25 protein-coding genes are annotated in these 25,323 nt (G+C 72.0%); 18 read left to right on the forward strand and 7 right to left on the reverse strand.

What is annotated here, in order from left to right:
• Window positions 1-95 precede the first annotated feature (95 nt).
• On the forward strand, window positions 96-2,462 hold the full coding sequence (locus tag ACFC0G_RS16785) for a tetratricopeptide repeat protein (RefSeq protein WP_376403709.1): 2,367 nt from the start codon (window positions 96-98) through the stop codon (window positions 2,460-2,462).
• Between the two features lie 28 nt (window positions 2,463-2,490).
• Here the strand turns inward: ACFC0G_RS16785 and ACFC0G_RS16790 are convergent, their stop codons facing one another.
• Window positions 2,491-4,095 (reverse strand): hypothetical protein, encoded by a 1,605-nt coding sequence (locus ACFC0G_RS16790; protein WP_376403711.1) that lies wholly within the window; start codon window positions 4,093-4,095, stop codon window positions 2,491-2,493.
• Window positions 4,096-4,211: 116 nt separating this feature from the next.
• Here ACFC0G_RS16790 and ACFC0G_RS16795 point away from each other — a divergent pair, with 116 nt between their 5' ends.
• The 5 genes from ACFC0G_RS16795 (at window position 4,212) to ACFC0G_RS16815 (ending at window position 8,795) form a co-directional block, all read left to right on the forward strand.
• On the forward strand, window positions 4,212-5,375 hold the full coding sequence (locus ACFC0G_RS16795) for a sensor histidine kinase (protein ID WP_376403713.1): 1,164 nt from the start codon (window positions 4,212-4,214) through the stop codon (window positions 5,373-5,375).
• 4 nt (window positions 5,376-5,379) lie between these two features.
• Window positions 5,380-6,048, forward strand: a complete 669-nt coding sequence (locus ACFC0G_RS16800) for a response regulator transcription factor (protein ID WP_376403715.1) — start codon at window positions 5,380-5,382, stop codon at window positions 6,046-6,048.
• 43 nt (window positions 6,049-6,091) lie between these two features.
• Window positions 6,092-6,865, forward strand: coding sequence for a class I SAM-dependent methyltransferase (locus ACFC0G_RS16805; RefSeq protein ID WP_376403717.1), 774 nt, complete (start codon window positions 6,092-6,094; stop codon window positions 6,863-6,865).
• Between the two features lie 558 nt (window positions 6,866-7,423).
• Complete coding sequence (locus ACFC0G_RS16810; RefSeq protein WP_376403720.1) at window positions 7,424-7,873, forward strand: GNAT family N-acetyltransferase; 450 nt, start codon at window positions 7,424-7,426, stop codon at window positions 7,871-7,873.
• Between the two features lie 250 nt (window positions 7,874-8,123).
• Complete coding sequence (locus ACFC0G_RS16815; protein ID WP_376403722.1) at window positions 8,124-8,795, forward strand: DUF4097 family beta strand repeat-containing protein; 672 nt, start codon at window positions 8,124-8,126, stop codon at window positions 8,793-8,795.
• Window positions 8,796-8,851: 56 nt separating this feature from the next.
• Here ACFC0G_RS16815 and ACFC0G_RS16820 read toward each other — a convergent pair whose 3' ends face one another.
• On the reverse strand, window positions 8,852-9,583 hold the full coding sequence (locus ACFC0G_RS16820) for a hypothetical protein (RefSeq protein ID WP_376403724.1): 732 nt from the start codon (window positions 9,581-9,583) through the stop codon (window positions 8,852-8,854).
• A gap of 70 nt (window positions 9,584-9,653) precedes the next feature.
• On the opposite strand from ACFC0G_RS16820, the gene ACFC0G_RS16825 reads away from it, so the two are divergent.
• The 6 genes from ACFC0G_RS16825 (at window position 9,654) to ACFC0G_RS16850 (ending at window position 13,062) form a co-directional block, all read left to right on the forward strand.
• On the forward strand, window positions 9,654-9,797 hold the full coding sequence (locus ACFC0G_RS16825) for a hypothetical protein (RefSeq protein ID WP_376403726.1): 144 nt from the start codon (window positions 9,654-9,656) through the stop codon (window positions 9,795-9,797).
• Window positions 9,798-9,936: 139 nt separating this feature from the next.
• Complete coding sequence (locus tag ACFC0G_RS16830) at window positions 9,937-10,500, forward strand: dihydrofolate reductase family protein (protein ID WP_376403728.1); 564 nt, start codon at window positions 9,937-9,939, stop codon at window positions 10,498-10,500.
• 77 nt (window positions 10,501-10,577) lie between these two features.
• Window positions 10,578-11,204, forward strand: a complete 627-nt coding sequence (locus ACFC0G_RS16835; RefSeq protein WP_376403730.1) for a hypothetical protein — start codon at window positions 10,578-10,580, stop codon at window positions 11,202-11,204.
• A gap of 130 nt (window positions 11,205-11,334) precedes the next feature.
• The gene (locus tag ACFC0G_RS16840) at window positions 11,335-11,718 is read left to right on the forward strand and encodes a BlaI/MecI/CopY family transcriptional regulator (RefSeq protein WP_376403732.1); all 384 of its coding nucleotides are present in this window, start codon (window positions 11,335-11,337) and stop codon (window positions 11,716-11,718) included.
• Window positions 11,715-12,716 (forward strand): M56 family metallopeptidase, encoded by a 1,002-nt coding sequence (locus ACFC0G_RS16845; protein ID WP_376403734.1) that lies wholly within the window; start codon window positions 11,715-11,717, stop codon window positions 12,714-12,716. Before ACFC0G_RS16840 ends, ACFC0G_RS16845 begins: the two co-directional genes overlap by 4 nt.
• Window positions 12,717-12,906: 190 nt before the next feature.
• On the forward strand, window positions 12,907-13,062 hold the full coding sequence (locus ACFC0G_RS16850; RefSeq protein ID WP_376403736.1) for a hypothetical protein: 156 nt from the start codon (window positions 12,907-12,909) through the stop codon (window positions 13,060-13,062).
• A gap of 20 nt (window positions 13,063-13,082) precedes the next feature.
• Here the strand turns inward: ACFC0G_RS16850 and eno are convergent, their stop codons facing one another.
• Window positions 13,083-14,390 (reverse strand): phosphopyruvate hydratase, encoded by a 1,308-nt coding sequence (gene eno / locus ACFC0G_RS16855; protein WP_376403738.1) that lies wholly within the window; start codon window positions 14,388-14,390, stop codon window positions 13,083-13,085.
• Window positions 14,391-14,553: 163 nt separating this feature from the next.
• Here eno and ACFC0G_RS16860 point away from each other — a divergent pair, with 163 nt between their 5' ends.
• Window positions 14,554-14,976, forward strand: a complete 423-nt coding sequence (locus ACFC0G_RS16860; RefSeq protein ID WP_376403740.1) for a MarR family winged helix-turn-helix transcriptional regulator — start codon at window positions 14,554-14,556, stop codon at window positions 14,974-14,976.
• 66 nt (window positions 14,977-15,042) lie between these two features.
• Here ACFC0G_RS16860 and ACFC0G_RS16865 read toward each other — a convergent pair whose 3' ends face one another.
• Entirely contained in the window at window positions 15,043-15,681 is a 639-nt protein-coding gene (locus tag ACFC0G_RS16865) for a hypothetical protein (protein WP_376403743.1), read from the reverse strand.
• Between the two features lie 184 nt (window positions 15,682-15,865).
• Here ACFC0G_RS16865 and ACFC0G_RS16870 point away from each other — a divergent pair, with 184 nt between their 5' ends.
• The 3 genes from ACFC0G_RS16870 (at window position 15,866) to ACFC0G_RS16880 (ending at window position 20,213) form a co-directional block, all read left to right on the forward strand.
• Window positions 15,866-16,786 carry a zinc-binding dehydrogenase gene (locus ACFC0G_RS16870; RefSeq protein ID WP_376403745.1) on the forward strand — a complete coding sequence of 307 codons (921 nt, stop codon included), beginning with the start codon at window positions 15,866-15,868 and terminating at the stop codon, window positions 16,784-16,786.
• 95 nt (window positions 16,787-16,881) lie between these two features.
• Window positions 16,882-17,874, forward strand: coding sequence for an alpha/beta hydrolase family protein (locus ACFC0G_RS16875; RefSeq protein WP_376403747.1), 993 nt, complete (start codon window positions 16,882-16,884; stop codon window positions 17,872-17,874).
• A gap of 152 nt (window positions 17,875-18,026) precedes the next feature.
• Entirely contained in the window at window positions 18,027-20,213 is a 2,187-nt protein-coding gene (locus tag ACFC0G_RS16880) for a SpoIIE family protein phosphatase (RefSeq protein WP_376403749.1), read from the forward strand.
• A gap of 101 nt (window positions 20,214-20,314) precedes the next feature.
• Here the strand turns inward: ACFC0G_RS16880 and ACFC0G_RS16885 are convergent, their stop codons facing one another.
• Together ACFC0G_RS16885 and ACFC0G_RS16890 are read right to left on the reverse strand one after the other, a co-directional pair.
• Window positions 20,315-21,826 carry a UbiD family decarboxylase gene (locus tag ACFC0G_RS16885; protein WP_376403751.1) on the reverse strand — a complete coding sequence of 504 codons (1,512 nt, stop codon included), beginning with the start codon at window positions 21,824-21,826 and terminating at the stop codon, window positions 20,315-20,317.
• A 124-nt stretch (window positions 21,827-21,950) separates the two neighbouring features.
• The gene (locus ACFC0G_RS16890; RefSeq protein ID WP_376403753.1) at window positions 21,951-22,559 is read right to left on the reverse strand and encodes a non-oxidative hydroxyarylic acid decarboxylases subunit B; all 609 of its coding nucleotides are present in this window, start codon (window positions 22,557-22,559) and stop codon (window positions 21,951-21,953) included.
• A 113-nt stretch (window positions 22,560-22,672) separates the two neighbouring features.
• On the opposite strand from ACFC0G_RS16890, the gene ACFC0G_RS16895 reads away from it, so the two are divergent.
• Both ACFC0G_RS16895 and ACFC0G_RS16900 read left to right on the forward strand, forming a co-directional pair.
• Window positions 22,673-23,140, forward strand: coding sequence for a MarR family winged helix-turn-helix transcriptional regulator (locus ACFC0G_RS16895; RefSeq protein ID WP_376403755.1), 468 nt, complete (start codon window positions 22,673-22,675; stop codon window positions 23,138-23,140).
• Window positions 23,141-23,306: 166 nt separating this feature from the next.
• Window positions 23,307-24,386: a zinc-binding dehydrogenase gene (locus ACFC0G_RS16900; protein WP_376403757.1), complete on the forward strand. Its 1,080-nt coding sequence runs from the start codon at window positions 23,307-23,309 to the stop codon at window positions 24,384-24,386.
• A 43-nt stretch (window positions 24,387-24,429) separates the two neighbouring features.
• On the opposite strand, the gene ACFC0G_RS16905 is transcribed toward ACFC0G_RS16900, so the two are convergent.
• On the reverse strand, window positions 24,430-25,158 hold the full coding sequence (locus ACFC0G_RS16905) for a GntR family transcriptional regulator (RefSeq protein WP_376403759.1): 729 nt from the start codon (window positions 25,156-25,158) through the stop codon (window positions 24,430-24,432).
• Window positions 25,159-25,323 lie beyond the last annotated feature (165 nt).

Below are 25,323 nucleotides of genomic sequence, written 5' to 3' on the forward strand. Positions count from 1 at the left end.
CTGCGAGGTGGCTGTGACCAGGCAGAACACCCGGCAGAATGGCGGCCCGTGATACTTCTGCCGGACCATCCGGAGCCGCACGCGTGGGGTGGGTCATGAATCGCACAGAGGAGCCCGAGGAGTTCGGGGCGTGCCTGCGCGCCCTGCGTGTCCGTGCCGGGCTCAGCCAGGAGCGGCTCGCCCATGCCGCGGGGGTGAGCGTGCGGGCGCTGGCGGACCTGGAGCGGGGCAGGACCCGTGGGCCGCAGCGCCGTACCGTCCAGGCCCTGGCCCGTGCGATGGAGTTGGGTACCGTCGAGGAGGCGCGCCTCGAATCGGCGGCCGCACTCGGCCGGCCCCGCCCCCGCGCGCGTACCGACCTGACATTGTCGGGACTGCTGGCGCTTCCGAGGGACGCCGCCGACTTCACCGCGCGGAACCAGGACGTGGCGGCGCTGCGCAGCCTGGCCGTGACGGCGGATCCCGCCCACCCGCCCGTCGCGGTCGTCTCCGGCTCGCCCGGGCTCGGCAAGACCGCGTTCGCCGTCCACGCGGCGCACCTGCTCGCCGCGGACTTCCCCGACGGGCAGTTCTGGCTCGACCTGCGCGGGATGGATCCGCGACCGGTCGGTCCGGGCGACGCCCTGGCCCGGCTCCTGCGCGCCCTCGGTGTGGCCGAGCGGTCACTGCCCCGTGATCTCGCCGACCGCTCGGGGCTGTGGCGCTCGCTCGTCGCCGGGCGCCGGCTGCTCCTGGTGCTGGACAACGCCGTGGACGAGCAGCAGGTACGCCCGCTGCTGCCGAGCGCGGGCGCCGGTCTCACGGTCGTGACGAGCCGTCACGCCCTGGCCGGCCTTGAGGCGGTCCACCGCGTCGAGCTCCCCCTGCTGCGACGCGAGGAAGCGGTCGAGCTCCTGACCCGGATCGTGGGCTCCGAGCGGGTGACGCGGGAGGCGCAGGCCGCGCGGGATCTGGCCGATCTGTGCGGGCGGCTGCCCCTGGCCGTCCGGATCGCCGGGCAGCGCCTGGCCGCCCGCCCGCGGGAGCACCTCGCCAGGCTGGCCGCCCTGCTGGAGGACGAGGAACGCCGACTGGACGCCCTCCAGGCCGGCGACCTGAAGGTACGGGCCGCCTTCGCGCTGTCCTACCGGCAGCTCGATCCGGCCGCCCGGCTCCTGCTGCGGCGGAGCGCGCTCGCCGCGGGTCCGGACTTCAGCCCCGAGACGGCCGCCCTCCTGTCCGGAACGCCGCTCGACGACACACGGCTCCACCTGGAAGGGCTGTGCGACCAGGGGCTCCTCCAAGCGGACCCGGCGGCCGAACGCTACGGCTTCCACGACCTGTTGGGGCTGTTCGCGGCCGAACGCCTGGCCGCCGAGGACGACCCCGAGACGCGGCGGGAGGCCGTGGACCGGACTGCCCGGTGGATGCTCTCCCGGGCGACCGCGGCCGCCCTCCACTTCGACGCCGAGCGGCACGACGAGCCGACGGGCGATCCCGACCCGTCGACCGCCCCCGCCGGGCGCACCCGCGCCCGGGCATGGCTGGAGGCCGAACAGCCCCAGTGGCTCGCGGCGCTCGCGCACGCCGGTGCCGCCGGATGGCACCGCCGGGTCGTCGACACCGCCGAGGCGATGCACTGGTTCTCCGACCGGACCCAGCACTGGGAGGAGTGGGTGGACGTCTTCCGGTACGCGGCCCACGCGGCCCGCGCCCTCGGCAGCCCCCGCGAGGAGGCCACCCACCTCAACTACCTCGCCTGGGCCCACAACATCTGTGCCCACGACCCCCGGGCCGCGTTCGAGGCCGCTCTCGGCGCGCTCGACGCGGCCCGCGCCTGCGGTGATCTGCTGCAGACGGGCTGGGCACTGGGTTACGGAGCGGGCGCGCTGCGCCGCCTCGGCCGGACGGACGAGGCCATCGCCTGGCTCCGCGACTCGGAGGTCTGCCACCGCGAGAACACCTCGCCCGAGGGCAGGCTCGCCCTGCTGAGCACCCTCAACACCCTCGGCGAGACGCTCCGTTGCCGCGGCGACGTGCGCGAGGCGCTCGCACATCACCGTCGCAGTCTGGCGATCTGCGAAGAGGGGATCCCCGGGCAGGCCCCCGACCTGCTCGCCATCTACCAGGCCGTCGCCCTGCGCCACCTCGGTGACGACTACGCGGCCCTCGGCCGCTGGCCCGACGCGGAGCCACCCCTGCGGCAGGCCCTGGGCACCTTCACGCGACTCGACATGCCCGCGTGGACCGGACCGATCCAACTCGACCTGGGACGCGTCCTGCGCCACCTCGACCGGCCCCTCGAAGCCCGTGCCGCCGTCACCGCCGCCGTACTGACCCTCACCGAACACCACAGCCCACGTCAGGCCGAGGCCGCCGCCGAACTCCGGACGATCATCGGCACACCTCACGCCCCGAGCACCTCGGAGATACCGGCGCAGCCCGGACCGCCGCCGCGCCCCTCCGCCGCTCACGAAGCCTGAGGGGCCCCTCGGAGAGGAGCCCCTCAGGTCAGCGTCGGCGGGTCGGTTCCTCGCCGTGCGGCAGGCGGCTCAGGGCGAGGCCCAGAAGCGTCACCGCGTACGCACACAGCACCGCCGTCCCGGCCCACCACGGAAGCGGGAAGTATCCGGTGGAGGGCGCGTAGTGGGCCACGACCTGCGGGAATTCGGTGAGGGTCTGCTGGGCGGCGAAGCCGGCTGCGGGCGTGACCCGCAGCAGCCACCGCGCCAGGTCGTCGCCGAGCAGCGGGACCGAGGTCACCACGTACGGCACCGCGATCGTGAGGACGGCGACGAGGATCGCGAGCCAGGCGCGGCGCAGCAGGGAGCCGAGTGCGAGGGCGAGCACGGCGGCGAGGGCGAGGGCGGCGGCCGTGGCGACGACGACCCGCACCCCGGTGAGCGCGGACACCGCGTGCACGGGGATCCCGTTGCCCTTCAGGATCGTCGCGCCGACCGGGATCACGATGCCCGTCGCGAGCAGTCCCGTGACGAACGTGACGGCCGCGAGGACGAGCGCCTTGGCCGCCAGCCGGCGGCGGGTGACGACCGACGCGCCACTCGCGGTTCCGGAGGCGTACTCGGCGGCGGACTCGACGCCGTGCTCTGCGGCGTGCTCTGCGTCGCGCTCTGCGTCGCGGCGCCCGGTGGTGCCGAACCGCACCGCGACGACGAGCACGACGAGCAGCGCCAGAGCCAGGCCCCCCAGGGTGCGCTCCACCGGGCGGGCGCCGTCCTCGGTACCCGCCGGCCCGATGTCACCGGTGCCGGTGACGGTGATGGTGCCGTCCTTCTCCACCGCCCCGGACGCCTTGTGGTACTTCTCCCAGTCCGTACGGTTCCGCTCCCCCACGCCGTCGTCGGTCCAACCCCCGGCCGTGGCCGCACCCCGGAGGGCGACGTGGTCGAACGTGCCGCCGGCCTGCGTCCAGCGCACCTGTTCCGTCGCCCCGCCCAGGCCGGCCGCTCGCAGCGTCAGGTCGCCGGGAGAGGTGGCGAAGAGCCCGACCTGTACGGTCGCGGGCAGCCCGGTCAGTCGTACGGTGCCGACCTTCGCCCACCGCGTACCGTCGGCGGACTCGTAGCCGGTGACGGTGTCGCCGGACCGGGTGAGCCGCAGCCAGCGCGGCGCCCCGGCGGAGACCGGCCCGCCACTGCCGGTGCTCTCGCCGCTGCCGGCGATGTCATGGCGGTAGTCGTACTGCATCCGCACGCCGTGGCTGCCGGTGAGCATCAGCGCCGCGTAGGAGGATCCGGGGCGCACACCGTCCTTGATGATGATCCCGGCCTTCGCCCAGGGCACCAGGCCCGGGACGATCTGGTCGTGGTGCGGCGGCGGGTACGTGATCGTACCCGTCATGGACGTCATCCGGACCGTGATGCTGCCGTCGGCCCCCAAGTCGCGGTGCAGGAACGAGAACTGGTCGTTGACGAGGGAGCCGTCCGGCCCGATCGGCTCGGCCGGGCACGGGCCGTCGCAGGACGCGTGGTTGCCGGACGCGTAGAGCAGTCCCAGGACGACGACGGCCAGAGCGGCGGCCGCCATCGCGATCAGCCGTCCCGGACGCCGGAACCCGGTCCACTCCCGCTGGAGTAGTTCGTTGGTCGAAAGCATGACTCCGGTTCTACGGAGCCGGCCCTAACGTCATCCGAACCGCACCTGTCACCTCCCTGTTAGGTCCGGACGGGCATGCTGGATACCGGAGACCGGTCACGAACGGGAAGAGGACCATGGTCAAGCTGCGGGGCGGGACCGTCCGTCGGCGATTCACCATCCTGTACGCGACGGGGTACCTCGTGTCCGGCGTGGTGCTGCTCTCCCTCACGTACCTCATGTCCGGGACCCAGGTGACCACACGCGCCCCCGAACAGATCCCGACCGGCCCCTCCACCCTGCCCGCCGCCCAGCAGCGGATCCGGGACCTGGAGGGTCAGCTCTCCGCCGTACACGCACAGCAGGACCACCAGCTGGTGGTCGGCTCCCTCATCGCGCTGGTGGTGACGGCGGGCCTCTCGCTCCTGCTCGGCCACCTCCTGGCCGGCCGGGTCCTGCGGCCGCTGCGGCTGATCACGGCGGCGACGCGCCGGATCACCGCGGAGAGCCTGGACCAGCGGCTCGCCGTGGCCGGACCCGCCGACGAGGTCAAGGAACTCGCCGACACCGTCGACGGGCTCCTGGAGCGGCTCGAAGCCTCGTTCGTCGCCCAGCGGCGGTTCGTCGGCAACGCCTCGCACGAACTGCGCACCCCCTTGGCCACGATGCGCGCGTCCCTGGACGTCGCCGTCGCCAAACCGGAGCCCGCCGCGCAGACCCTCGCGCTCGCCGGTCGGCTGCGCACCGAACTGGACCGGGTGGACCGCCTGCTCGACGGCTTCCTCGTCCTCGCCCGAGCAGAGCATCAGCACGGCGAAGCCCTCACCGACCGGACCCTCCTGTCGCTCGGCGAACTGGCCGAGCAGGCACTGACGGCCCGGGCCGCCGACATCACCGCGAGGACCCTGACCGTCGACAGCGCGATCCGGCCGGACGCCTGGACGCACGGCAGCGCGGTCCTGCTGTCCCGGATGGTGCAGAACCTGTTGGACAACGCGATCGTGCACAACCAGCAGGGCGGCTGGATCCGGATCTCCACCGCGCGCGACGCCACCGGGGCACGCCTCGTCGTCGAGAGCGGCGGGCGCCTCCTGGACCAGGACGAGGTCGACCGGCTGGGCCGGCCGTTCGAGCGGCTCGGGGCCGCCCGTACGGGATCGGAGGAGAGTACGGGCCTGGGATTGTCGATCGTCGCCGCGATCGTCACCGCCCACGGGGGCCGCCTGTCGCTCCGGGCCCGGCGGGAGGGCGGCCTGTCCGTCACGGCAGCGCTGCCGGCGGCCACCGGTCCGCGAGGATGACCCGATGAGGATTCTGGTGGTGGAGGACGCGCGGTCGCTCGCCGAGGTCGTCGCGGAAGGGCTGCGGGACCAGGGAATGGCCGTCGACCTCGCGTACGACGGCCTGGCCGCCGCCGCGAAACTCGACGTGAACGCGTACGACGTGGTGCTCCTCGACCGCGATCTGCCCGGCATCCACGGCGACACGCTCTGCCAGATGGTCACCGAGCGGGACGACCGCCCGATGGTCCTGATGCTGACCGCGGCCGGAGCCCCCGGCGACCGGGTCAGCGGCCTCACTCTGGGCGCGGACGACTACCTCGCCAAGCCGTTCCACTTCCCCGAGCTGATCCTGCGCATCCGGGCCCTGGCCCGCCGCAGACCGGCCGCCCGGGCCCGTACGCTGCGCGCCGCGGGCGTCGAACTCGACCCGGTACGCCGCACCGCCCTGCGCGACGGCCGCCCGCTGGACCTGTCCGTCAAGGAGTTCGCCGTCCTGGAGGCCCTCCTCCAGGCCGGCCCGGGCTTCCTCAGTACCGAGAAGCTCCTGGAACAGGTGTGGGACGAGAACGCCGACCCGTTCACCAACACCGTGACCGTCACCATCGGCCGCCTGCGCCGCAAACTCGGCAGCCCGCCCCTGATCACGACGACGCCCGGGGTCGGCTACCGCATCGCCGAAACACCGACCTGACAGGAGGCGTTCGACATCTCCGGTACGGGACTAGGCTGCGGCGATGGACCAAGTAGCCGACGTATCCGAGAGCTTCGCCCAGTCCGCAGATCCGGCCCGGGTGAACGACTACGACAGTTTCGCCGAGGCGTACGCGGCGGAGAACGAACACAGTCTCGTGAACGCGTACTACGAGCGGCCCGCGATGACGGCCCTGGCCGGAGACGTGTCCGGCCGCCGGATCCTGGACGCCGGATGCGGCTCGGGCCCCCTGGCCGAGGCCCTGCGCGAGCGCGGTGCGGTCGTCACCGGCATCGACGCCAGCGCCGCGATGCTGGCGCTGGCCAGACGGCGGCTGGGTGACGACGTGGCCCTGCACGTGGGCGACCTGAACGACCGCCTGCCTTTCGACGACGGCGCGTTCGACGACGTGACGGCGTCGCTGGTGCTGCACTACCTGGAGGACTGGGGGCCGACCCTGGCCGAGATACGACGCGTCCTCAGGCCCGGCGGCCGGCTGATCGCCTCGGTGGACCACCCGGTCGTGGCCTACACCTTCCAGGACCCCCGGCCCGACTACTTCGCGACGACCAGCTATACCTTCGACTGGGCGTTCAACGGCCGGTCCGTCCCGATGAAGTTCTGGCGCAGGCCGCTGCACGCGATGACCGAGGCCTTCACCACCGCAGGCTTCCGCGTCACCACCATCAGCGAACCCCAGCCCGACCCGACCGCCCGCGAGCTGTTCCCCGACGGCTTCCACGACCTGTCGACCAAACCCGTCTTCCTCTTCTTCGTCGCCGAGGTACCACCGACGGCTACCGGCTCGGACGACTAGGACCTGTCCGGCCGATGAGATGACCACACTGTCAAGCGAGCGATCGACCGCCTGAAGCAGTCCCGGGCAGGCTCGACTCACGACGACAAACGCGGCGACGTCCTCCTCGGCACCGCCCTTGCAGTGCCCGTCGCGATCTGGCTACGAACGTGCTTCTGGAGACGATGCCTCGCCCGCCACCTCGCCTCCCTGGGCCTCGTACGCCGCTGGCGGCGGAAACCCACCCGCGCCGGACGGCGGCGTCTCGCAAGCGCGTGCTCGGCGGAGCATGTGCCCGCGTACACGCTTCACGGCCCCACCGCACTCGTTCCCGGATCCGCCCGAAGCGGGTCTCTCAGCGCGCGCCCCGTCTCCGACGACCTCGGGCGCACCCCGATCCGAGTGGCCAAAGCCCTCGACGGCGACCGGCCCAATCCGGCGCGCCGCGCCGGGTGTTGCGGGCCGTCAGCCAACGACTGTGGTCTGGTGGGCGAAACGGCAGGCCGGCGGCCGGTAGCGCTGGTTGGGGCCGGAGAAATCGCGTGCTGTGGAGCCGGCAGGACTGGGATACTCCGCGCCGTGACGACTGACCACGGCTTCGGCCCGACCCTGACCATCGGCGAGCAAGACAGCGGGCTCACCGGCCGATTGACCGAGGAGTTGGTCGCCTTCAACACGACCGCCACGGGTGCGAGCGAGCGCGGAGCGATCTCCATCAAGGTCGCGGATGACACGGGTGAGCTGGTCGGCGGGCTGACCGCGTGGACGTGGGGCGGTCTGTGCGGCATCGACCTGTTGTGGGTTCGCGAGGACAGCCGCAAGGACGGCTGGGGCGGCCGGATCCTGCACGCAGCCGAGGCGGAGGCGCGGCGACGCGGTTGCGATCGCGTGACCGTCTCCTCGTTCACCTTCCAGGCTCCCGGCTTCTACCAGCGCCACGGCTACGTCGAGACCGGCCGGACGCCGGGCGTCCCGGGAGGCCACGCGGACGTGCACCTGTTCAAGACGCTGACTGGTGAGCCCGGGTGATGTTTCTGTACGGGGGTTGAACGGCCCGGGTGGCGGCGACGGCGCGTTCACTCTCAATCCATTGCAACGTCAAGGTGTTGGTTGTTGCGTTAGGCCGCATCATGGTTGCAATGAAATCTTGGCCTTGACCTGCGATTATGAGGTTTGTGTGCGGCGTGTATGTTGCTCGATCTTTGAACGCAACGTAGCTTTTCCCTTGTCGGAAACGGCGCGGACAGCGAGTCCGAAAGCCGCAAACAAGGAGAACGCCATGCAGAAGTTCCAGACCCCCGCCGCCATCGTCACCACCCTCGACATCCCCGCCGGCCTCATCCGGTTCATCGCCGCCGACCGGGCCGACACCACCGTCGAGGTCCTCCCCGCCAACGCCTCCAACAGCAACGACACGAAGGCCGCCGAGCGGGTCCTGGTCGCCTACGCCGACGGCGTCCTGCGGATCGAGGCCGCCGAGGCCAAGAACAAGATCCTCGGCACCTCCGGAAAGGTCGAGGTCACCGTCCACCTCCCCGCCGGCTCCCGCGTCGAGGCGAAGACCGCCGCCGCCGAACTCCACAGCGTCGGACGCCTCGGCGACGTCACCTTCGACAGCGCCCAGGGCACCGTCAACCTCGACGAGACCGCCGCCGCGCACCTCACCCTCCAGGCCGGCGACATCACCATCGGCCGCCTCGGCGGCGCTGCCGAGCTCCGTACCCAGCAGGGCGGGATCCGGATCGGCGAGGCCCAGGGCGGCACGGTCGTCCTGCGCACCGAGTCCGGCGACCTGGAGGTCGGCGCCGCGACCGGCGTCTCCGCCACGCTCGACGCCGGCACCACCTACGGCCGCATCACCAACACCCTGCAGAACACCGAGGGTTCCGCCGCCGCTCTGAACATCCACGCCACCACGGCGCACGGCGACATCATCGCCCGCAGCCTCTGACCCCCACCCCCACGCTCTCCGAAGACGTCGAAAGAGCACCACCAACGCAGCCGCCGTCAATAAGCAGCCCGCCGCATGAATCGGCTACCTCTGCCGCCTGCGCACCGTCGTCGACGGGCTCCGTGGAGCTTCAGCACCACGATGCTGATCGGCACGGTGAGGATCATCAGCACCCCGCAGCCGACGAGGACGGCGAGGGCACTGGTTCGGTCGAGGAGGAGGCCTCCCAGCGCGGCTCCGAGTGGAGAGGCCGTCAGGAGGACGGCGCTGCGCGCGGCCAGAACCGTGGTCAGCGGTCGGCGGGTGCGCGGTCCTGGATCAGGGTGAAAGAGAGCGCGGAGTAGGGGCCGTAGACGAGTCCGGCGAAAGCGAAGCCGATCGGCCTTGCCCCAGGCGTGGAGCAGCGAGGAGGCGCCCAGGAGTCCGACGTACACGGCCGGGGTGAGCAGCCCCGCCATGTGTGCGAGTGGGACCGCCCCCAGCAGTACGGCCCGTAGCGCGGAGTCGGTGACGAGGAGCCGTCGCGCGGGAAGCCGGCGCATCCACCTGCCCAGGACCAGCGCGCCCAGCGCACCGGGCAGGACGTAGGAGGCGACAGCGATGCCGGCGAGCGCGCCTTGACCGCCGTCGGGCCCCAGCGCGAACGCGAGCCATACGACCGCGACGACGGTCATGCCGTCGCCCAGGTCGGACAACGCGAAGACCGGCATCGACCGCCGAAAGGTGCGGTCGGCGAACAGGGAGCGGTAGGGGCCGGGCGGCAGGCGACCCGGTGTTGCTGTGAACATGCAGGTCACCGTCGTCCTTCAAGCACGCTTGAAGTCAAGGCCGGACCAAGGAACGGGGAAGGGACGGGGCATGCGGTATCTGCCCATCGGCGAACTCGCGGACCAAGCCCACGTACGGGCTTCAGCCGAGTGCGGCTGCATGAAGTTCGATCAGTGCGTCCTGCTCGACACCACGGACGCGGCGCCCGGCTCCTCGGAGTCCGCTCCGCTCTGAACCGCCGTTTGGATCTGCCGTGGGGATCTGCCGTTTGGATCTGCCGCTTGTCATGTCGCACCCAGGGGTCCCGCGAGCCGCTGAGAGTCCTGACGGCCCGGCGGTCGTACTGTCGACCCGTCACCGAGGAGGACTTCTGATGCGCAACGTGACCTATTCGATGGGCGTCTCCCTGGACGGCTACATCGTCGGGCCGGACGGCTCCTTCGACTGGACCGCCCCCGACGAGGAGGTGTTCCGCTTCTGGATCGACGAGATCCGGCACGTCGGCGTGCACCTGTTGGGGCGGCGGCTGTACGAGACGATGCTGTACTGGGAGACCGCCGACCAGGACCCCACGCTCGACGAGCCCCAGCGCGAGTGGATCGCGCTCTGGAATCCGCTCCCCAAGGTGGTGTTCTCCACCACGCTGTCCGCCGTGCAGGGCCATGCCCGCCTGGCCACCGGCAGCGTGGCGGAGGAGATCGCGCGACTGCGGGCCGAGCCCGGAGAAGGCGACATCGCGATCGGCGGTGCGACTCTCGCCGCCCAGGCGGCCGCGGCGGGGCTGATCGACGAGTACCAGATCATCGTCCACCCGGTGCTGGTGGGCGGCGGCACGCCGTTCTTCCCCAAGGACGAGCGCCACGTGGATCTCGAACTCGTCGAAACCCGAACCTTCAACTCGAAGTTCGTCTACCTCCGGTACCGCGTAGCGCGTTAGCCGGTCGAGGACACCGAGCGAACCCCTTGCGACAGTATTGTCTGTCGCAAGGAGTCCCTGACAGGTATCCTTGTCGCATGGATGACGTGACGGGGATCCCGACTCCCGACAAGAGCGACGAGAACTTCTGGACCGTCGTGATGACCCTGCTGGAGCCCGCCTGGAGCGAGCCCACCAAGGACGACACGTTCGCGATGGACGACAAGGTCCTCGACGCGGTCCGCGCGCTGGCCGAGCGGATCTCGACACGCGCGCTCGCCTATCGCGCCGCGGACAAGCCCTTCGACCCCGCACTCATGACCTCGCCCGATGTGCAGCTGGCGCTGCTGCGGGCGTTGTACGAGGCCAAGCAGTCCGTCGACCGGCTGGCGGAGAGCGCCGCCACGGTCGCCGGGCGCAGCGGGGCGAACTACGCCCAGCTGGGTGCGGCCTGGGGCGGCATCAAGCGACAGTCCGCCCGCCTCAAGTGGCCCCACGCCGTGGTCAGGAAGTCCGCGGGCGAGTCCATCCCCCTCCACTACGCGGGCGGTTCCGCGGTGGTTCACCACGACCCGGACGCCGACGCCTGGTGGTACAGCGCCACCGGCGCGGACCAGCAGGAGGCGGAGTCCGGGGCCGTTCACCACACCTACGCCGAGGCCATCGCCGGGGCGACCGAGTTCCTCTTGGCACACGCCCTGCCCGGCCGGCAGGAGTCCGCATGACCCGTGGCCCGGATTGATCCCCGCTTGATCCCGGCTTGATCCCCGCGGTTTCGGACCTCCTCGCTTCGGCATCCCGGCACGGTAAATTAGGTATGCCTTACATCCCAGGGGTTCCGGAGAACGGAGAAACATGCCGGCCAGAGGTGGGGACGAGAGACGTCCTCACGGTGAGCTCGTCGCGGACGTGCTCGCCGTGCTGTGGCAGTCGGGCAAGCCGATGAGTGCGCAGGAGGTCAACGCCGCGCTCGACAAGGGGCTGGCCAGGACGACGATGGCCACCATCCTGACCCGGCTGTACGAGAAGGGCACGCTCCGCAGGATACCGGCGGGGCGTGGCTTCGCCTACGAGCCGGTGGAGGACGCCGCCGGGCTCGTGGCCGGCCGGATGCGTCGTGAGCTGGAGAGCGACCCTCGGCGGGATCTGGTCCTGAAGCGCTTCGTGTCCTCCCTGTCCGAGGACGACGAGGGGACACTGCGGCGCCTCCTTCTTGAGGCCGAAGGCAGCTCTGAGTGACGTACGTGCTGGTCCTGGTCGTGCTGACCCTCGTGTTCCCGTGGGGCGGGGCGGCCGTCGCACGGCGTCTTGCCACGGTGCTGCCGCCCCGGTGGGCGTGCTGGGTGGTATCGGCCGCCGCTGTTCTGCTGGCCGGGGGGACGGTCTCCGCGCTGATCGGCCTGTTCCACGTGCCGTTCCTCGCCTCGCTGGAGCAGCTGTCCCTGTCGCGCGTGCGGGAGGAGTGGCCGGCCGCGGTGCCGGCCGCCGCTGCGGCCGGAACGGTGATGCTCGTCCAACTGGTGCTGCTCGTACGGCGTTGGCTCCAGCACCGCTCGCTGCTCAGGCGCGCCTGGCTGTCGGTGGACGAGGGCACCGGCGACGGCGATCTGCTGGTGATCCCGGGGAGCGATGTGGACGCCTTCGCGCTTCCCGGGTACCGGGGGCGCCGTGGTCGGGTCGTCGTGACGGCCGGGATGGTGCAGTCGCTGAAGGCGGGCGAGCGCGAGGTGCTGCTGGCCCACGAGCGGGCGCACCTTGCCGGGCGTCATCATCTGCTGTCGGCGTCGGTCGACCTCACCGCCGTGGTCCACCCCGCGCTGCGGAGCCTGCGGGAGGCGTTGGCGTTCCATCTGGAGCGGTGGGCGGACGAGGAGGCGGCCGCGGTCACGGGCAGCCGGCGCGTGGCGGCCGCCGCCATCGCCCGGGCGGCGCTGGCCGGGGCGTCCCACGGTCGCGTCGGCGGGTATCCGCTGCTGTCGGCGACGAGCGGTCCCGTACCGCAGCGCGTGGAGGCCCTGCTTCTGCCTGCGCCCGCGGCACCGCGAGGCGGTGCGCGGCGTGCCGGCGTCGCCGCCCTGGCGGGGACGGTGGTCGCCGCGGCGCTCGGAGCGCTCGCCCTGGCCTACGGGCTGCACGAGTACGTGGAGTTCGCGGCGCGACGGCTGATCGGCGCGGACGAGGGCGGTTCGAGTCTGTGGAGTGCGCTGGACACGCTGTTCGGCTCGGGCGCGGCCTGACGATTCGGGGGCCCTTTCGTCGTCCGCGATGCCTGCGGCCGGCGAGGGGGCCGCCGCCCGGTCGCCGAACTCGCCGCGGACCCGAACGACGAGACGGTCCTGGCCCTGCCCCCCGAGTGCCGCCTGCCGGTGGACACCGGCATCGCCGCCCGGCTCGGCCTGCGCCGTCGTCGGACCTTCCGGGTCCGGAATGACGACCCTGCTGCGCGTCCCGGCCGGGCTCGACACCGCCACCGCCACTGCCACTGCCACTGCCACTGCCACTGCCACCGGCGTCATGGACCTCCTCACCCGCCTGCACGAAGCAGCGGGTCAGGCCCCCGATCGTGACCGGGGGCCCGCGTGATCCCTAGCTCTGCCTGCCGTTCACGCCCGGCGCAGCGCGGAGCGGCCGGCGAAGCGTGCCGAGGTGCCCAGCTCCTCCTCGATCCGGATCAGCTGGTTGTACTTCGCCGTGCGGTCGGAGCGGGAGAGCGAGCCGGTCTTGATCTGGCCGCAGCCCGTCGCCACCGCCAGATCCGCGATGGTGGTGTCCTCCGTCTCGCCCGAGCGGTGCGACATGACGGCCGTCCAGCCCGCCTCGTGGGCCGTGGCCACCGCGGCCAGCGCCTCGGTCAGGGTCCCGATCTGATTGACCTTGACCAGGACCGAGTTGCCGACGCCGGTACGGATGCCCTCGCGCAGCAGTGACTCGTTGGTGCAGAACACGTCGTCGCCGGTGAGCTGACAGCGGTCGCCGACGCGGGCGGTCAGCTCGCGCCAGCCGTCCAGGTCGTTCTCCGCCATCGGGTCCTCGATGGAGACGATGGGGTACGCGTCGATGAGCTTGGCCAGGTAGTCGGCGTTCTCTGAGGGGGTACGGCGCACCCCCTCGCCCGCGTAGTCGTACACCCCGTCACGGAAGAACTCCGACGACGCCGGATCCATGATCAGGCCGATGTCCGTGCCCGGGCGGTAGCCGGTGCGCTCGATGGCGGCCATCACGAAGTCGAGCGCCTCCTCGGCGGTACGCAGCGCGGGCGCGAAGCCGCCCTCGTCGCCGACGCCCGTGGAGTGCCCGGCGGCCAGGAGATCACGGCGCAGGGTGTGGAAGACCTCGCTGCCCATGCGGACGGCTTCGGCGAAGGTGTCCGCACCCACGGGCGCGATCATGAACTCCTGGAAATCCAGCGGATTGTCGGCGTGCGCGCCGCCGTTGACGATGTTCATCATCGGCAGCGGCAGGAGGTGGGCTTCGGCGCCGCCGAGGTAGCGGTAGAGGGGCTGACGGTGGGCCGCCGCCGCGGCCTTGGCGGTGGCGAGGGAGACGCCGAGGATCGCGTTGGCGCCGAGCCGGGACTTCGTGGCGGTGCCGTCGAGGGCGACCAGCGCGGCGTCGAGACCCGCCTGGTCCGCCGCGTCCCGGCCGCGCACGGTCGCCGCGATCTCGCCGTTGACGTGGGCCACCGCGCGGTCGACGCCCTTGCCGTGCCAGCGCGTGGCGTCTCCGTCGCGCAGCTCGACGGCCTCCCGGGCACCGGTGGAGGCGCCGGAGGGCACGGCCGCGCGCCCCAGGGATCCGTCCGCCAGGACGACGTCGACCTCGACCGTGGGGTTGCCCCGGCTGTCGATGATCCGGCGGGCGGTGACGTTCTCGATGACGGCGTTGACGGTTTCAACTGCCTGCGTGGACATGGGAGTTCCTCCCCGTTGTCGTATGCCGAGGCCCTGTCTGCGACAGCGGTGGCGCTGAGCCCGACAAGCCCAAACACTACAGCAATGCTGCTCAGTTTTGCTGTACAGCATTGCTGTACAGCTCAGATGTACAGCTGTGCTGGTCAACGGGGTAAAGTGCCCTATGCCCACCTCGGAAGCCGCCGCCATCGCCGCAGAACTGCGCACCGCGATGGGCAAGCTCACCCGACGCGTCAAGCACGAGGACCGCATTCCGCTGGGCCAGGCCGCGGTGCTCGGCGCACTCGACCGCAACGGCGCCATGACCACCAGCGACCTCGCCGCCGATCAGCGCGTACGCCCTCAGTCCATGGCCCGGTCGGTGGGGCTCCTCATGGAGCAGAACCTGATCACGCGCCGGGCGCACCCCACGGACGGCCGCAAGTCGCTGGTCGAGCTGTCGGACGCGGGCCGGGCCGCGCTCGAAGCGGAGCGCGGCCGCAGGGCGGGCTGGCTCGCGCAGGCCATCGAGGCCGAACTCACCGATGAGGAACGGGTGTTGCTGGCGCGGAGCGCCGCCCTGCTGGAGCGGCTCGCGACCCGCTAGCGCCCCCGACAGCGCACGCACGTCCCCGACAGGGCGGGTACGCCTCGTCGCGGCGTTCTCCTGACGTCACCGCCGACCGGCATCGCCTTCCGGGGCGTCGTGCGCGCCACGCCGGACCAGACGGAAGCCCGAGGGAGCCGGGGGCTTCCTGCCGGGCTGGCGCGGCCGGTAGGAGCCGGGTACGTAGGTGCCGTGCGTCTTCGACGGCCGTACGCGGCGCGCCGCTTCCAGGAGGGCCCTGAGCAGGGAGGAGGAGTTCAGCAGCGTACGGAACCGGCGCTCGCGGAAGTCCGCCGCCTTGATGGCGTCGAGCGTCGTGGCGCCGTTGCCGACCGCGACGAGCACGGTGCGGACCATGGCCGGTGTGGGGTGTCCGCCGCCCGGCTCGACCTCGTGCGCGGATGCCAGGGCGCGGGCCGCGTAGAGGGCGGACGCGAAGGCGGGGTCCTTGTCGATCCAGCCCTGGAGCACGTGCTCGGGAACGCCGGCCCACACCGCCGCGGCCGGTGAGCCCAGCCCCTGGGCGGTGGCCTGGAGGACATCCCCCATCCGCGCCAGAGTGACATCACGTTCGCTGGGCAGTCCGCCCAGCGAGGTCTGCAGCGCGTGCTCGACGGCGCCGGCGTCCTTCAGCCAGGCGACCACCCGATCGGCCTCCGGCAGTCCCTGCTCCGGCGTGGCTCCGGACTCTCCCGGTTCGTACACGGTCCTCCGCTCACACGTACTCCTGAGCGCAAGGCACCCAAGGCCCATCGGAGTCTACATAAATGTAGTCACACAGGAAACGCCCCCTGCGTTCACGGTGCCACCATGGGTGACATCCAAAAGTTGTCGGCTTTGCTTGTTCGTTGTTGGCTCGCGGGGCGGTCGCGCGGGTTGCATCACCTCCATGCAGAGACTGATTCCCACGGGAGAAGCGGCGCAGCCGGTCGCGTTCGCCGAGTTCCCCCAGCCCGTGCCGGAGCCCGGAGAGGCGCTGATCAAGGTCGAGGCGTTCGCGCCGAACCGGGGCGAGACGTTCCTTCTCGAACGCCCCCGGCCGGGACTGCTCCCGGGCAAGGACCTCGCGGGGCTCGTCGTCCAAGCGGCCGCCGACGGCTCCGGCCCGGGCGTCGGCGCCCGCGTGGTCGGGCATCCGGCGCAGGGCGGCTGGGCCGAGTACGCCGCCGTGCCCACGCATTCGCTCGCGGTGCTCCCGGACGGCATCGACAGCGTACGGGCGGCGGCCCTCCCCCTGGCCGGGATCACCGCCCTGCGGCTGCTGCGCACGGCCGGTTCCGTGGCCGGCCTGCGGGTGCTTCTGACTGGTGCCTCCGGTGGCGTCGGCCATTACGTCACCGAGCTGGCCGTCGGCGCGGGCGCCGAGCTGACCGCCGTGACGGCCACGCCGGCGCGTGGCGAACGGCTCGCGGAGCTGGGCGCGAAGGTGGTGCACGAAGTCGAGGCGGCCCAGGGACCGTTCGATGTCGTGCTGGAGTCCACGGGTGGGTCGGCTCTGCCCCTCGCCCTGTCGAAGGTACGCCCGGGCGGCACCCTGGTGTGGTTCGGCCAGGCGAGCCGCACCCCGGTGACCCTCGACTTCTTCGACCTCCTCGGCGGGCCCGAGCGCGTCACGATCCGGCACTTCCACTACGCCGGCGCCCCGTACGGCTCCGATCTCTCGGCACTGGTACGCCTCGTGGAAGAGGGCCGGCTGCACCCGGAGATCGACCGCGTCACCGACTGGGCGCAGACCGCCGACACCCTGGTCGACCTCCGGGAGCGCCGGATTCGCGGCAAGGCCGTCCTGCTGACCGGAGGAGCACGATGAGCGATACGAGGACGAGCAGTACGAGCAGTACGAGCAGTAGGAGCGGTACGAGCAGTAGGAGCGGTACGAGGGGCACGAGGAGCGAGCGCAGCACGATGAGCACCGCCGACTTCGCCGCCGCCCAGTGGACCCGCGCCCTCGGCGCGGGCGTGGACCCTCACGAGTACCGGCGCGTCACCGACGGCCTCGCCTCCGTCGCCGACTGGGGCCCGTCCTTCCTGCGCACCGGACACGGCCACCTCCGGCGCGCGGAGGACGCGGGATCGTCCCGCTCGGCGGGTGAGTACCTGCTGACGGCGGCCCGGTGGTTCCACCTGGCCACCCTGGCGCCGTACGCGGAGGCACATCGCGCTGCCGCCGAGGCGGACCGGGCCCTGGGCCGGGCGCTCGCGGTGCTGGAGCCCGGTGCGCGGCGGGTGAGCGGCGAGGGTTTCACCGGCTGGCTGCGCGGCCCCTCCGACGCGCCGGGGACGGTAGTCGTCGTCCCCGGTCTGGACTCGGCCAAGGAGGAGTTCCTCGATCTGGTGGACGCGCTCCTTGCCAGGGGGCTCGCGGTGTTCGCGATGGACGGCCCCGGGCAGGGCGTGCTCGCGGCCACCACGACCTTCGTGCGGGACTACGAGCGGGTCGTGGGCCGGGTCATCGACGCTCTCGGCGTCGCACGGATCGGACTCGTCGGTCTGAGTCTGGGCGGCTACTTCGCGGCCAGGAGCGCGGCGCTCGATCCGCGCGTGGCGGCCGTCGCCACCGTCAGCGGCCCCTTCCGCCTCGACTGGGAGGCACTGCCCCCGCCGGTACGGGAGATCATGGCCCGACGCGCGGGGAGCGCCGACGCCGCCCAGGCGTTCGTCCATGACATGGACCTCGCCGCCCTGGCACCCCGCATCGCGGCCCCGCTGCTGGTCGTGGACGGAGGCCAGGACGTCATCCCCGGCGTGACGAACGGGGAGCCACTGGCGGGCCTGGCACCGCACGGCCGCTACCTGTCCGTCCCGCACGGCGACCACCTCCTCGGCAACGCGCGACCCGACTGGCTGCCCCACCTCGGCGACCACCTCGCGCACGCCTTGACGGGAACACCGGCATGAACCGCCGACCCACATCGCCGTCACCACGCCGTCACCACGCCGTCACCGGCCGTACCGTCGTCACCGGCCGTACCGCCCGGTGACGACATGCGGGGCGGCGGTCGGCGTGCGAGCATCCCGGGAACGAACACCGTCCGGAGAGGCGAGGTGGCATGTCCTCCCCCAAGTCGTCCGACGACCACGACGCTCCCCTTCTGGTGATGGATTCGGACGGGGTGCTGCGGTTCTGGAGCGACCGGGCGAAGGACGTCCTCGGTCTTCAGGGCGCCGAGATACTGGGGACGTCCGCCCTCGCCCTGCTGGAGGCATCCGATCACGGCACGGCCTGGCGCATCGGCCCCGTGCCCGGGCCGGGCCCCACCGCGTGGGGCGTCTGGCCGGATGACCGGGAGGGCCTGGACGAGGCCGTCCTGGACGCCGTCTTCACCCAATCGGCCGTAGGGCTGCACGTCCTGGACCTCGACCTGCGGGTCGTCCGGGTGAACACGGTGGCGGCCGGGATGCGCGGCGTCCCCGAGGAGCACGTACTCGGGCGGCCCGTGTCCGAGGCGTACGCGCGGTTCGCGCCGTACCTGGACGAGGAAGCGCTGCGCGAGGTCCTCGCCACGGGGCGTCCGAGGCGCGACGTCCCCCTCCGGGGCAGGCCGCCGTCGGATCCGGACCGCGACCACGTGTTCTCGACGTCCGTCTTCCGGCTGACGGATCCTCGCGGCCGGCCCATCGGGCTCGTGGCCACGGCGATCGACGTCACCGAGAACGACCGGACCGAGCGACGCCTGCGCCTGCTGCACGCCGTGCGCGAGCGCGTCGGCCGGAGTCTCGACGTGCTGCGCACCGCCCGCGACCTCGCCGACGTGACCGTGCCGGGCTTCGCAGACTGGGCCGTGGTCGCCCTCACCGACGACGTGCTGCGCGGTGAGGATCCGGCGCTCTCCGTACGGACCGTTCCCCCGGTGCTGCGCTGCGCCGCCACCGCCGGTTCGGACCGGTCGGAGCACCTGCCGGAGGTCGGCGCCGTCCTGCTGCCCGGACTCTTCGGCGAGCCTCTGCCGGAGCGGCCGACGCTGCTGCCCGCGCCGGCGGGGGCGTCCGCGTCCCAGGTCCTGGTGGCGCCCTTCACCGTGCGGGGTGCCCTGCTGGGGGCGGTCGCCCTGCACCGGCTCCCGAACTCCGATCCCTTCGAGGACGAGGATCTCGCGCTGGCCGCCGGTGTCGCGGAGCGCACGGCGACGTGCCTCGACAACGCCCTCCTGTTCTCTCGCGAGCACATCGTCATGACCACCCTTCAAGGCTGGCCGCGCCGGCAGCCGGAGGGGACGCAGAACGCCGTCGAGGTCGCCCAGCGGCAGCGTTCCGAGGCCAGCGGCGCCGGCACCTGGTGCGACGTGATCGCCCTCCCCTCCGCCCGCGTCGCGCTGGTGGCGGGCCGGGTGGAGCAGTCAGGAGTCAGCGCCGTGGCGACGATGAGCCAGCTGCGCACGACCGTGCACACCCTGACCGGTCTCGATGTGGAACCGCACGAGCTGCTGGCCAGGCTCCATCTGACCGTGCGCCGGCTCGCGCGGGAACAGGGTGAACTCTCCGATGTCGAGGAACCCTCGGCCGATTGCACGATCGCGGTGTACGACCCGGTGAGCGGGCGGCTCGACGTGGCGCGCGCCGGGGACTGTCTCCTCGCCTTCGTCCGCCCCGACGGGTCGGTGGAGCCCTCGCCCGTACCGGTGGGCCCCCTGCTCGGCGCCGAGCAGCCGCCGTTCCCCAGCGCCTCGTACACGCTGGAAGCCGGCAGCACGGTCTGTCTCTCCTCGCGGGGGACGGACGGCCCCGGGTTCTCCCTCGCGAGCCTGGCGGAGGCCCTGTCGCATCCCTCGCACCGCCCCGACACTATGGCGGACGCCCTGGAGCGCCTGCTCAGCCCCCAGGACGTCCTTCTGACGGCCCGTACGCGCCATCTCCCCGCGGACCAGGTGTTCACCTGGGAGCTCCCGGCGGACCCGGCGGCCGTGGCGGACGCCCGCCATGCGGTCGACCGCTGTCTGGACCGCTGGGGCACTCCCGTCGACCCGTTCACGGTGGAGCTCGTCGTCAGCGAACTCGTCACCAACGCCGTCCGTTACGGTACGTCGCCGATCACCCTCCGTCTGATCAGGGAGCCGCGCCTGCTGACCTGCGAGGTGTCGGACGCCGCGCAGACGGCTCCGCACCTCCGTCACGCCCGGGAGAGCGACGAGGGCGGCCGCGGCCTCTACATCTGCGCGAGCCTCACGGAGAGCTGGGGTGTCCGGTACTCGGAGGACGGCAAGGTGGTCTGGGCGAGCTTCGGCTTCGAGATCGGATGAGCAGCGGGACGGTGGGCGCTGGGTGAGGGGTGATGAGTGATGGGCGGTGGACGGCGTAGGACGGACGCCCGACGGCGTACGACGGACGCCGGACGGCTGGCTCAGGTCGTTGTCGGCTCGCTCGCAGGGAAGCCGAAGGCGGCCCAGTTCCCCACGACCCGTTCTCGCAGATCGTCGGGGAACGAGTGCCGGAAGGACGCGGTGCGGCCACGGGTGGTGCCTGCGAACTGTTCCGGCAGCAACAGGCTGGTGACGGACTTCCCGCCGCGGCCGGTACGCACCTCCTCGGGAGTCAGGTACGGGACCATGGGGATGCCCGGCGCCTCGGGGTAGACGTACTCGCCGGTGCCGGGGTGGTACCGGGTGGCCAGGGCCCACACCACCTGATCGATGTCGGTGATGTCGATGTCGTTCGCCACCAGGAGGACCTTGGGCACCAGCCAGCCGGTGTGCGAGCCGAAGAGGACGTCGGCCACCGCGTCGGCCAGTTGTCGTTCGCTCAGGTGCGTCAGGGCCAGCCGCTCGATGTCGACGGACACGACGATCCAGCACGTCGCGGCCTCGTACGAGCACCAGGCCAGATCGACGGGCAGGCCGTGGGAACGCAGCAGATCGAGGCTGACGGCGGAGATCATGGTGCCCCAGACGGTGTGGTTCTCCTCCGGGGGAAGGCCGGCCGCGCAGACGGGCAGGATGGGGTCGTCACGGTGGGTCACCGCCTCGACGTGGAAGACGGGCTGCTGCTTGCTCTCGGCGAAGGAGTATCCGTGGTACTCGCCCATCGGCCCCTCGGGGGCGGTCTCGTCGGGGCTGATGTATCCCTCCAGCACGATCTCCGCGTTGGCCGGCACGAACAGGTCGTGCAGCTCGGTGCGGACGACCTCGACGGCACTGCCCGTGAGGGCTCCGACGTAGCCGTCCTCGTTCACCTCGGCGGGAAGCGGCATACCCGCCGCGGCCAGCGCCGCCGGCGGGGCCCCGAGCACCATCGCCCAGGGGGTGGGCAGGCCCTTCTCGCGCCACATGGCATGGATCATGCCGAGGTGCTGCTGCGCCATGGCCGGACCAACCAGGGTGGTGCGCCCGTGGAGCATGGTGCGGCTGACCGACCAGCTCGTCCACCGCCCGTCGGGTGAGCGCACCACGTGGAAGCCGTAGGTCCCGACGTACCGGCCGCCGTCTTCCTGGTGCAGCAACGGCACCGGGAAGCGCTCCAGGTCGACGTCGTCGCCGGTCAGGACGTTCTCCTTGCACGGCCCGGTCTCCACCACCCGCGGGGGGACGGGGTCGGCGTGCATCGCGCGGATGAGGTGTTCCAGCAGCTGACGGGGCTCGGTCTCGCGTCCCAGTCCGAAGTGCGCGGCGAGTCGGCCGTACTGTCCCTTGCCGATGCCGGTCAGGCCGGCGGGCGCTCCGAGGATCCGGCAGCCGGCCTCGCCCTCGGTGAGATTGCCGAACAGGGGGGCGGGGCTCCTCGTCTCGTAGACGCGCCGGGTGATGGCTCCGACCTCCAGCGTGGGGCTGACCGGCTTGCCTATCTCGATCGCGTCGCCCGAGGCGAGTGCGTCCTCCACGAAGTCACGGAAGTTGAGCGCGCTGCCGCGTTGTGTCATGACGGAACCTTTCTTGCCGGGGAGTCAGGAGGGGTCCGGATTCCGGAGGGTCCGGAGTCCGGTGGGTATGGAGTGCGGAGGGGTCCGGAGTCAGGCGGAGTCCGGAGTACGGAGGGGTCCGGAGTCAGGTGGGGTCTGGAGTACGGCGCGGCGGCGCCGTGCGGTGCGCGGGCACCTTCATGCCCTGCCACCGCCGGGCGGTGGGCATGTCCAGGTCGAATTGGTCCAGGATGCGAGCGACGACGTGTTCGACGACATCGGCGATCTTCGAGGGCCGGTTGTAGAACGCGGGGACCGGCGGCATGACGACGGCGCCCATCCGCGTCACTTCGAGCATGTTCTCCAGGTGGACGGCCGACAGCGGCGTCTCCCGGGCGACCAGGACGAGCTTGCGCCGTTCCTTGAGCGTCACGTCCGCGGCCCGGCCGATGAGCCCTTCGCCGTAGCCGGTACGGATCGAGGCGAGTGTCTTCATGCTGCACGGCACGACCACCATGCCGTCCACCCGGAACGAGCCGCTGGAGATCGACGCCCCCTGATCGTCCGGGCTGTGACACACCGAGGCGAGCGCCTGCACGTCACGCAGCGTGTAGTCGGTCTCCTGCGCGAGCGTGGCCCGCGCCCAGCGGCTGACGACCAGATGTGTCTCGACCCCCAGTTCCCTCAGGGACTCCAGCAAGCGAACTCCCAGGGGCGTGCCGGTGGCCCCGGTCATCGCGACGACGAGCTTCACGCCACCACCTCCTCTCTCTTCCGGACCACACACAGTTATGGCGTGTGCGTCCTAATTCCTGGACGGTATAGTACGTGTACGTCCTAATCAATTCGACGGAGCGGCGGCGGACCATGCCGGCACAGAGCCAGGACCCCCACGACCTGCTGACCGCGATCGGCGGTCTCGGCCCCTTGGTCCGCCAGCTCAACCAGGTGCACACGCGCCTCTGGTACGAGCAGGTGCACCAGGATCTGACGGGGCCGCAGTTCACCGTCCTGAGCCTGCTGGACGCCCGCGGCACCATGGATCAGGGCATGCTCGGCGCCCTGGCCAACCTCGACAAGTCGACGATGGCGCCCCTCCTGGACCGCCTGCGGAAGCGCGGGCTGGTGGACATGGCCAAGGACGACGCCGACCGACGGCGAAAGCTGGTGAGCATCACCCGGGCCGGCCGGGAACTGGCCACCGGCCTGGCGCCCGCGGCCATCGCGGTGAGCGACCAGATGCTGGCGCACTTCTCCCCGCACGAACGGGACGAGTTCCTCACCCTGCTGCGCCGCGCGATCGAGGGGCCGCGGAGGGACACCCCCGCGACGTGACCAGCACGACCGCCCAGCCGACTCCACTCCACTCCACTCCAGCAAGGAAAGCCCGGCCATCCAGTGGAGCCCGGGCAGAGGCCGAGGGCTCCACTCCGGCACAGGAGAGCAACTTGTCAAGACAAGTGCTTGCCCCGCCGGGCCGTCTCGTGCCATGTTGAGCGCTGTGACACCTCTGACACTCCCCCCTGACACCGTCCACGCCCGCTGCGCACGCTGGGAGGGTGTGGGCCGGCCGTTCTCCGTCGTCTCCGTCGGGACACCCCGCACACCCGGCGCCGGCGAAGTCCTCGTACGGATCGATCTCGCGACCGTGTGCGGCAGCGATCTGCACACCGTCGGCGGACGGCGGGCCTCCCCCGTGCCCGCGCTCCTCGGGCACGAGCAGGTGGGCACGGTGACGGCCGTCGGCGCAGGTGGTCCGCGCTGCGCCGACGGGACTCCTGTCGCCCCCGGCATGCGGGTGGTGTGGTCCGTGACCGCGTCGTGCGGGACGTGCGACCGGTGCGGACGCGGCATGCCCCAGAAGTGCCGACGGCTGCTCAAGTACGGGCACGAGCCGTGGGACGAGAGCGCGCCGCTGACCGGCGGATTCGCCACCCATTGCGTCCTGCTCCCCGGCACGACCGTGGTCTCCGTCCCCGACGCCCTGCCGGACGGGGTGGCCAGCCCCGCCTCGTGCGCCACCGCCACCGTCGCCGCCGCGCTCCGCGCCGCCGGACCGCTCGACGGGCGGCGCGTGCTCGTGACCGGCGCGGGCATGCTCGGGCTGAGCGCGGTGGCGATGGCACGGGAGGCCGGGGCGCACGTGGTCGCGATGGACCCGGAGCCGCGCCGGCGGGAACAGGCCCTGCGCTTCGGGGCCGCGGAGGCGCGGGACACCGGAGCCGTACCCGGCGACGTCGACGTGGCCCTGGAGCTGTCCGGACAAGCCGAGGCCGTGGAGACCTGCCTGGCCGCCCTCGCGGTGGGAGGCGGGCTCGTCCTGGCGGGTTCGGTGTCGCCGGGGAGGCCCGTCGCCCTGGACCCCGAGCGCGTCGTACGCGGCCTGCACTCCGTGGTCGGTGTCCACAACTACCGGGCGGAGGACCTCCAGACCGCGGTGGACTTCCTCGCCGCACACCACCGCACGTACCCGTTCGCCGAGCTGATCGGCGGGACCTACCCCCTGCACGCGCTGGACGCGGCCGTGGAGGCCGCTCGCCACGCGGCCGAGCCGCGGCAGGCGATCGCGCCCGCCCTCTAGGGCCTGCCCGGCGGATCACGGCCGGACAGGCCCTAGGGGTCCGTCACAGCATGGCGGTGCGTGAACTGCGGGTGTTGGTGACCGTGATGGTGGCGACGTCGGGGCGGTAGCGGTCGTCGGACCACTCGATCGGGACGCCCTGGGAGTCGGTGGTCAGCCGCCGCTCCCTCAGCAAGGGCGAACCCTCCGGCACGTCGAGGAGCTGGGCGTCGACGGCGTCGGCCGCGACCGCGTCGAAGGTGTGGCGGGCGGAGTGCAGATCCACGCCCTGCCCGGTGAGCAGGGCGTAGATCGACCCGGCGTCGAGGTCGGCGTCGATGAGCAGGCGTCCGACGGGCGCCGTGTAGGTCATGCGTTCCAGCATCGCCGGACGTCCGTCGAGCAGCCGCAGCCGCAGGAGCTGGACGGCGAGCTCGTCCGGGTCGATCTGAAGTGCGGCGGCGACCTCCGGCTCGGGACGCCGCCGTGCGATCTCCTGGAGCCGCTGGCCCGGCGCGTACCCCGTCATCTCGGCGCGCCGGGTGAAGGAGAGGAACGACTCGAAGGGCTGGGCCGGGACGGCGTCGAGCACCACGGTCCGCTTGCCCTGCCCGCCGCCGATCAGCCCCTCCTCCCGCAGCGAGGCCAGGGCCTGGCGCACCGGGCCGCGCGACGCGGAGAACTCCTCGCACAGCTGCGACTCCGAGGGGAGCGGCTCGCCGATGCGGATCTCTCCGCTGCGGATGCGTTGACGCAGCGTCGCCTCAATGGCCCGGTGCAGGGGTGTCGCCATGCACGTGACCTTACTGGTTCCCCCCTGCCGATCAGCGGGTTCCTTGAACCGGTGAACTTCAGATGACTTGTAAATACAAGCTATTGAATCCGGTCCACCACCTCTGCCAGCGTTCCTCCCGGGACGGAACCGTCCGCACACCCACCCGCGCCACCCGCGCCACCC

Origin of the sequence: Streptomyces sp. NPDC056169, from assembly GCF_042268445.1 — a bacterium.
In the GTDB taxonomy this organism is placed as follows: domain Bacteria; phylum Actinomycetota; class Actinomycetes; order Streptomycetales; family Streptomycetaceae; genus Streptomyces.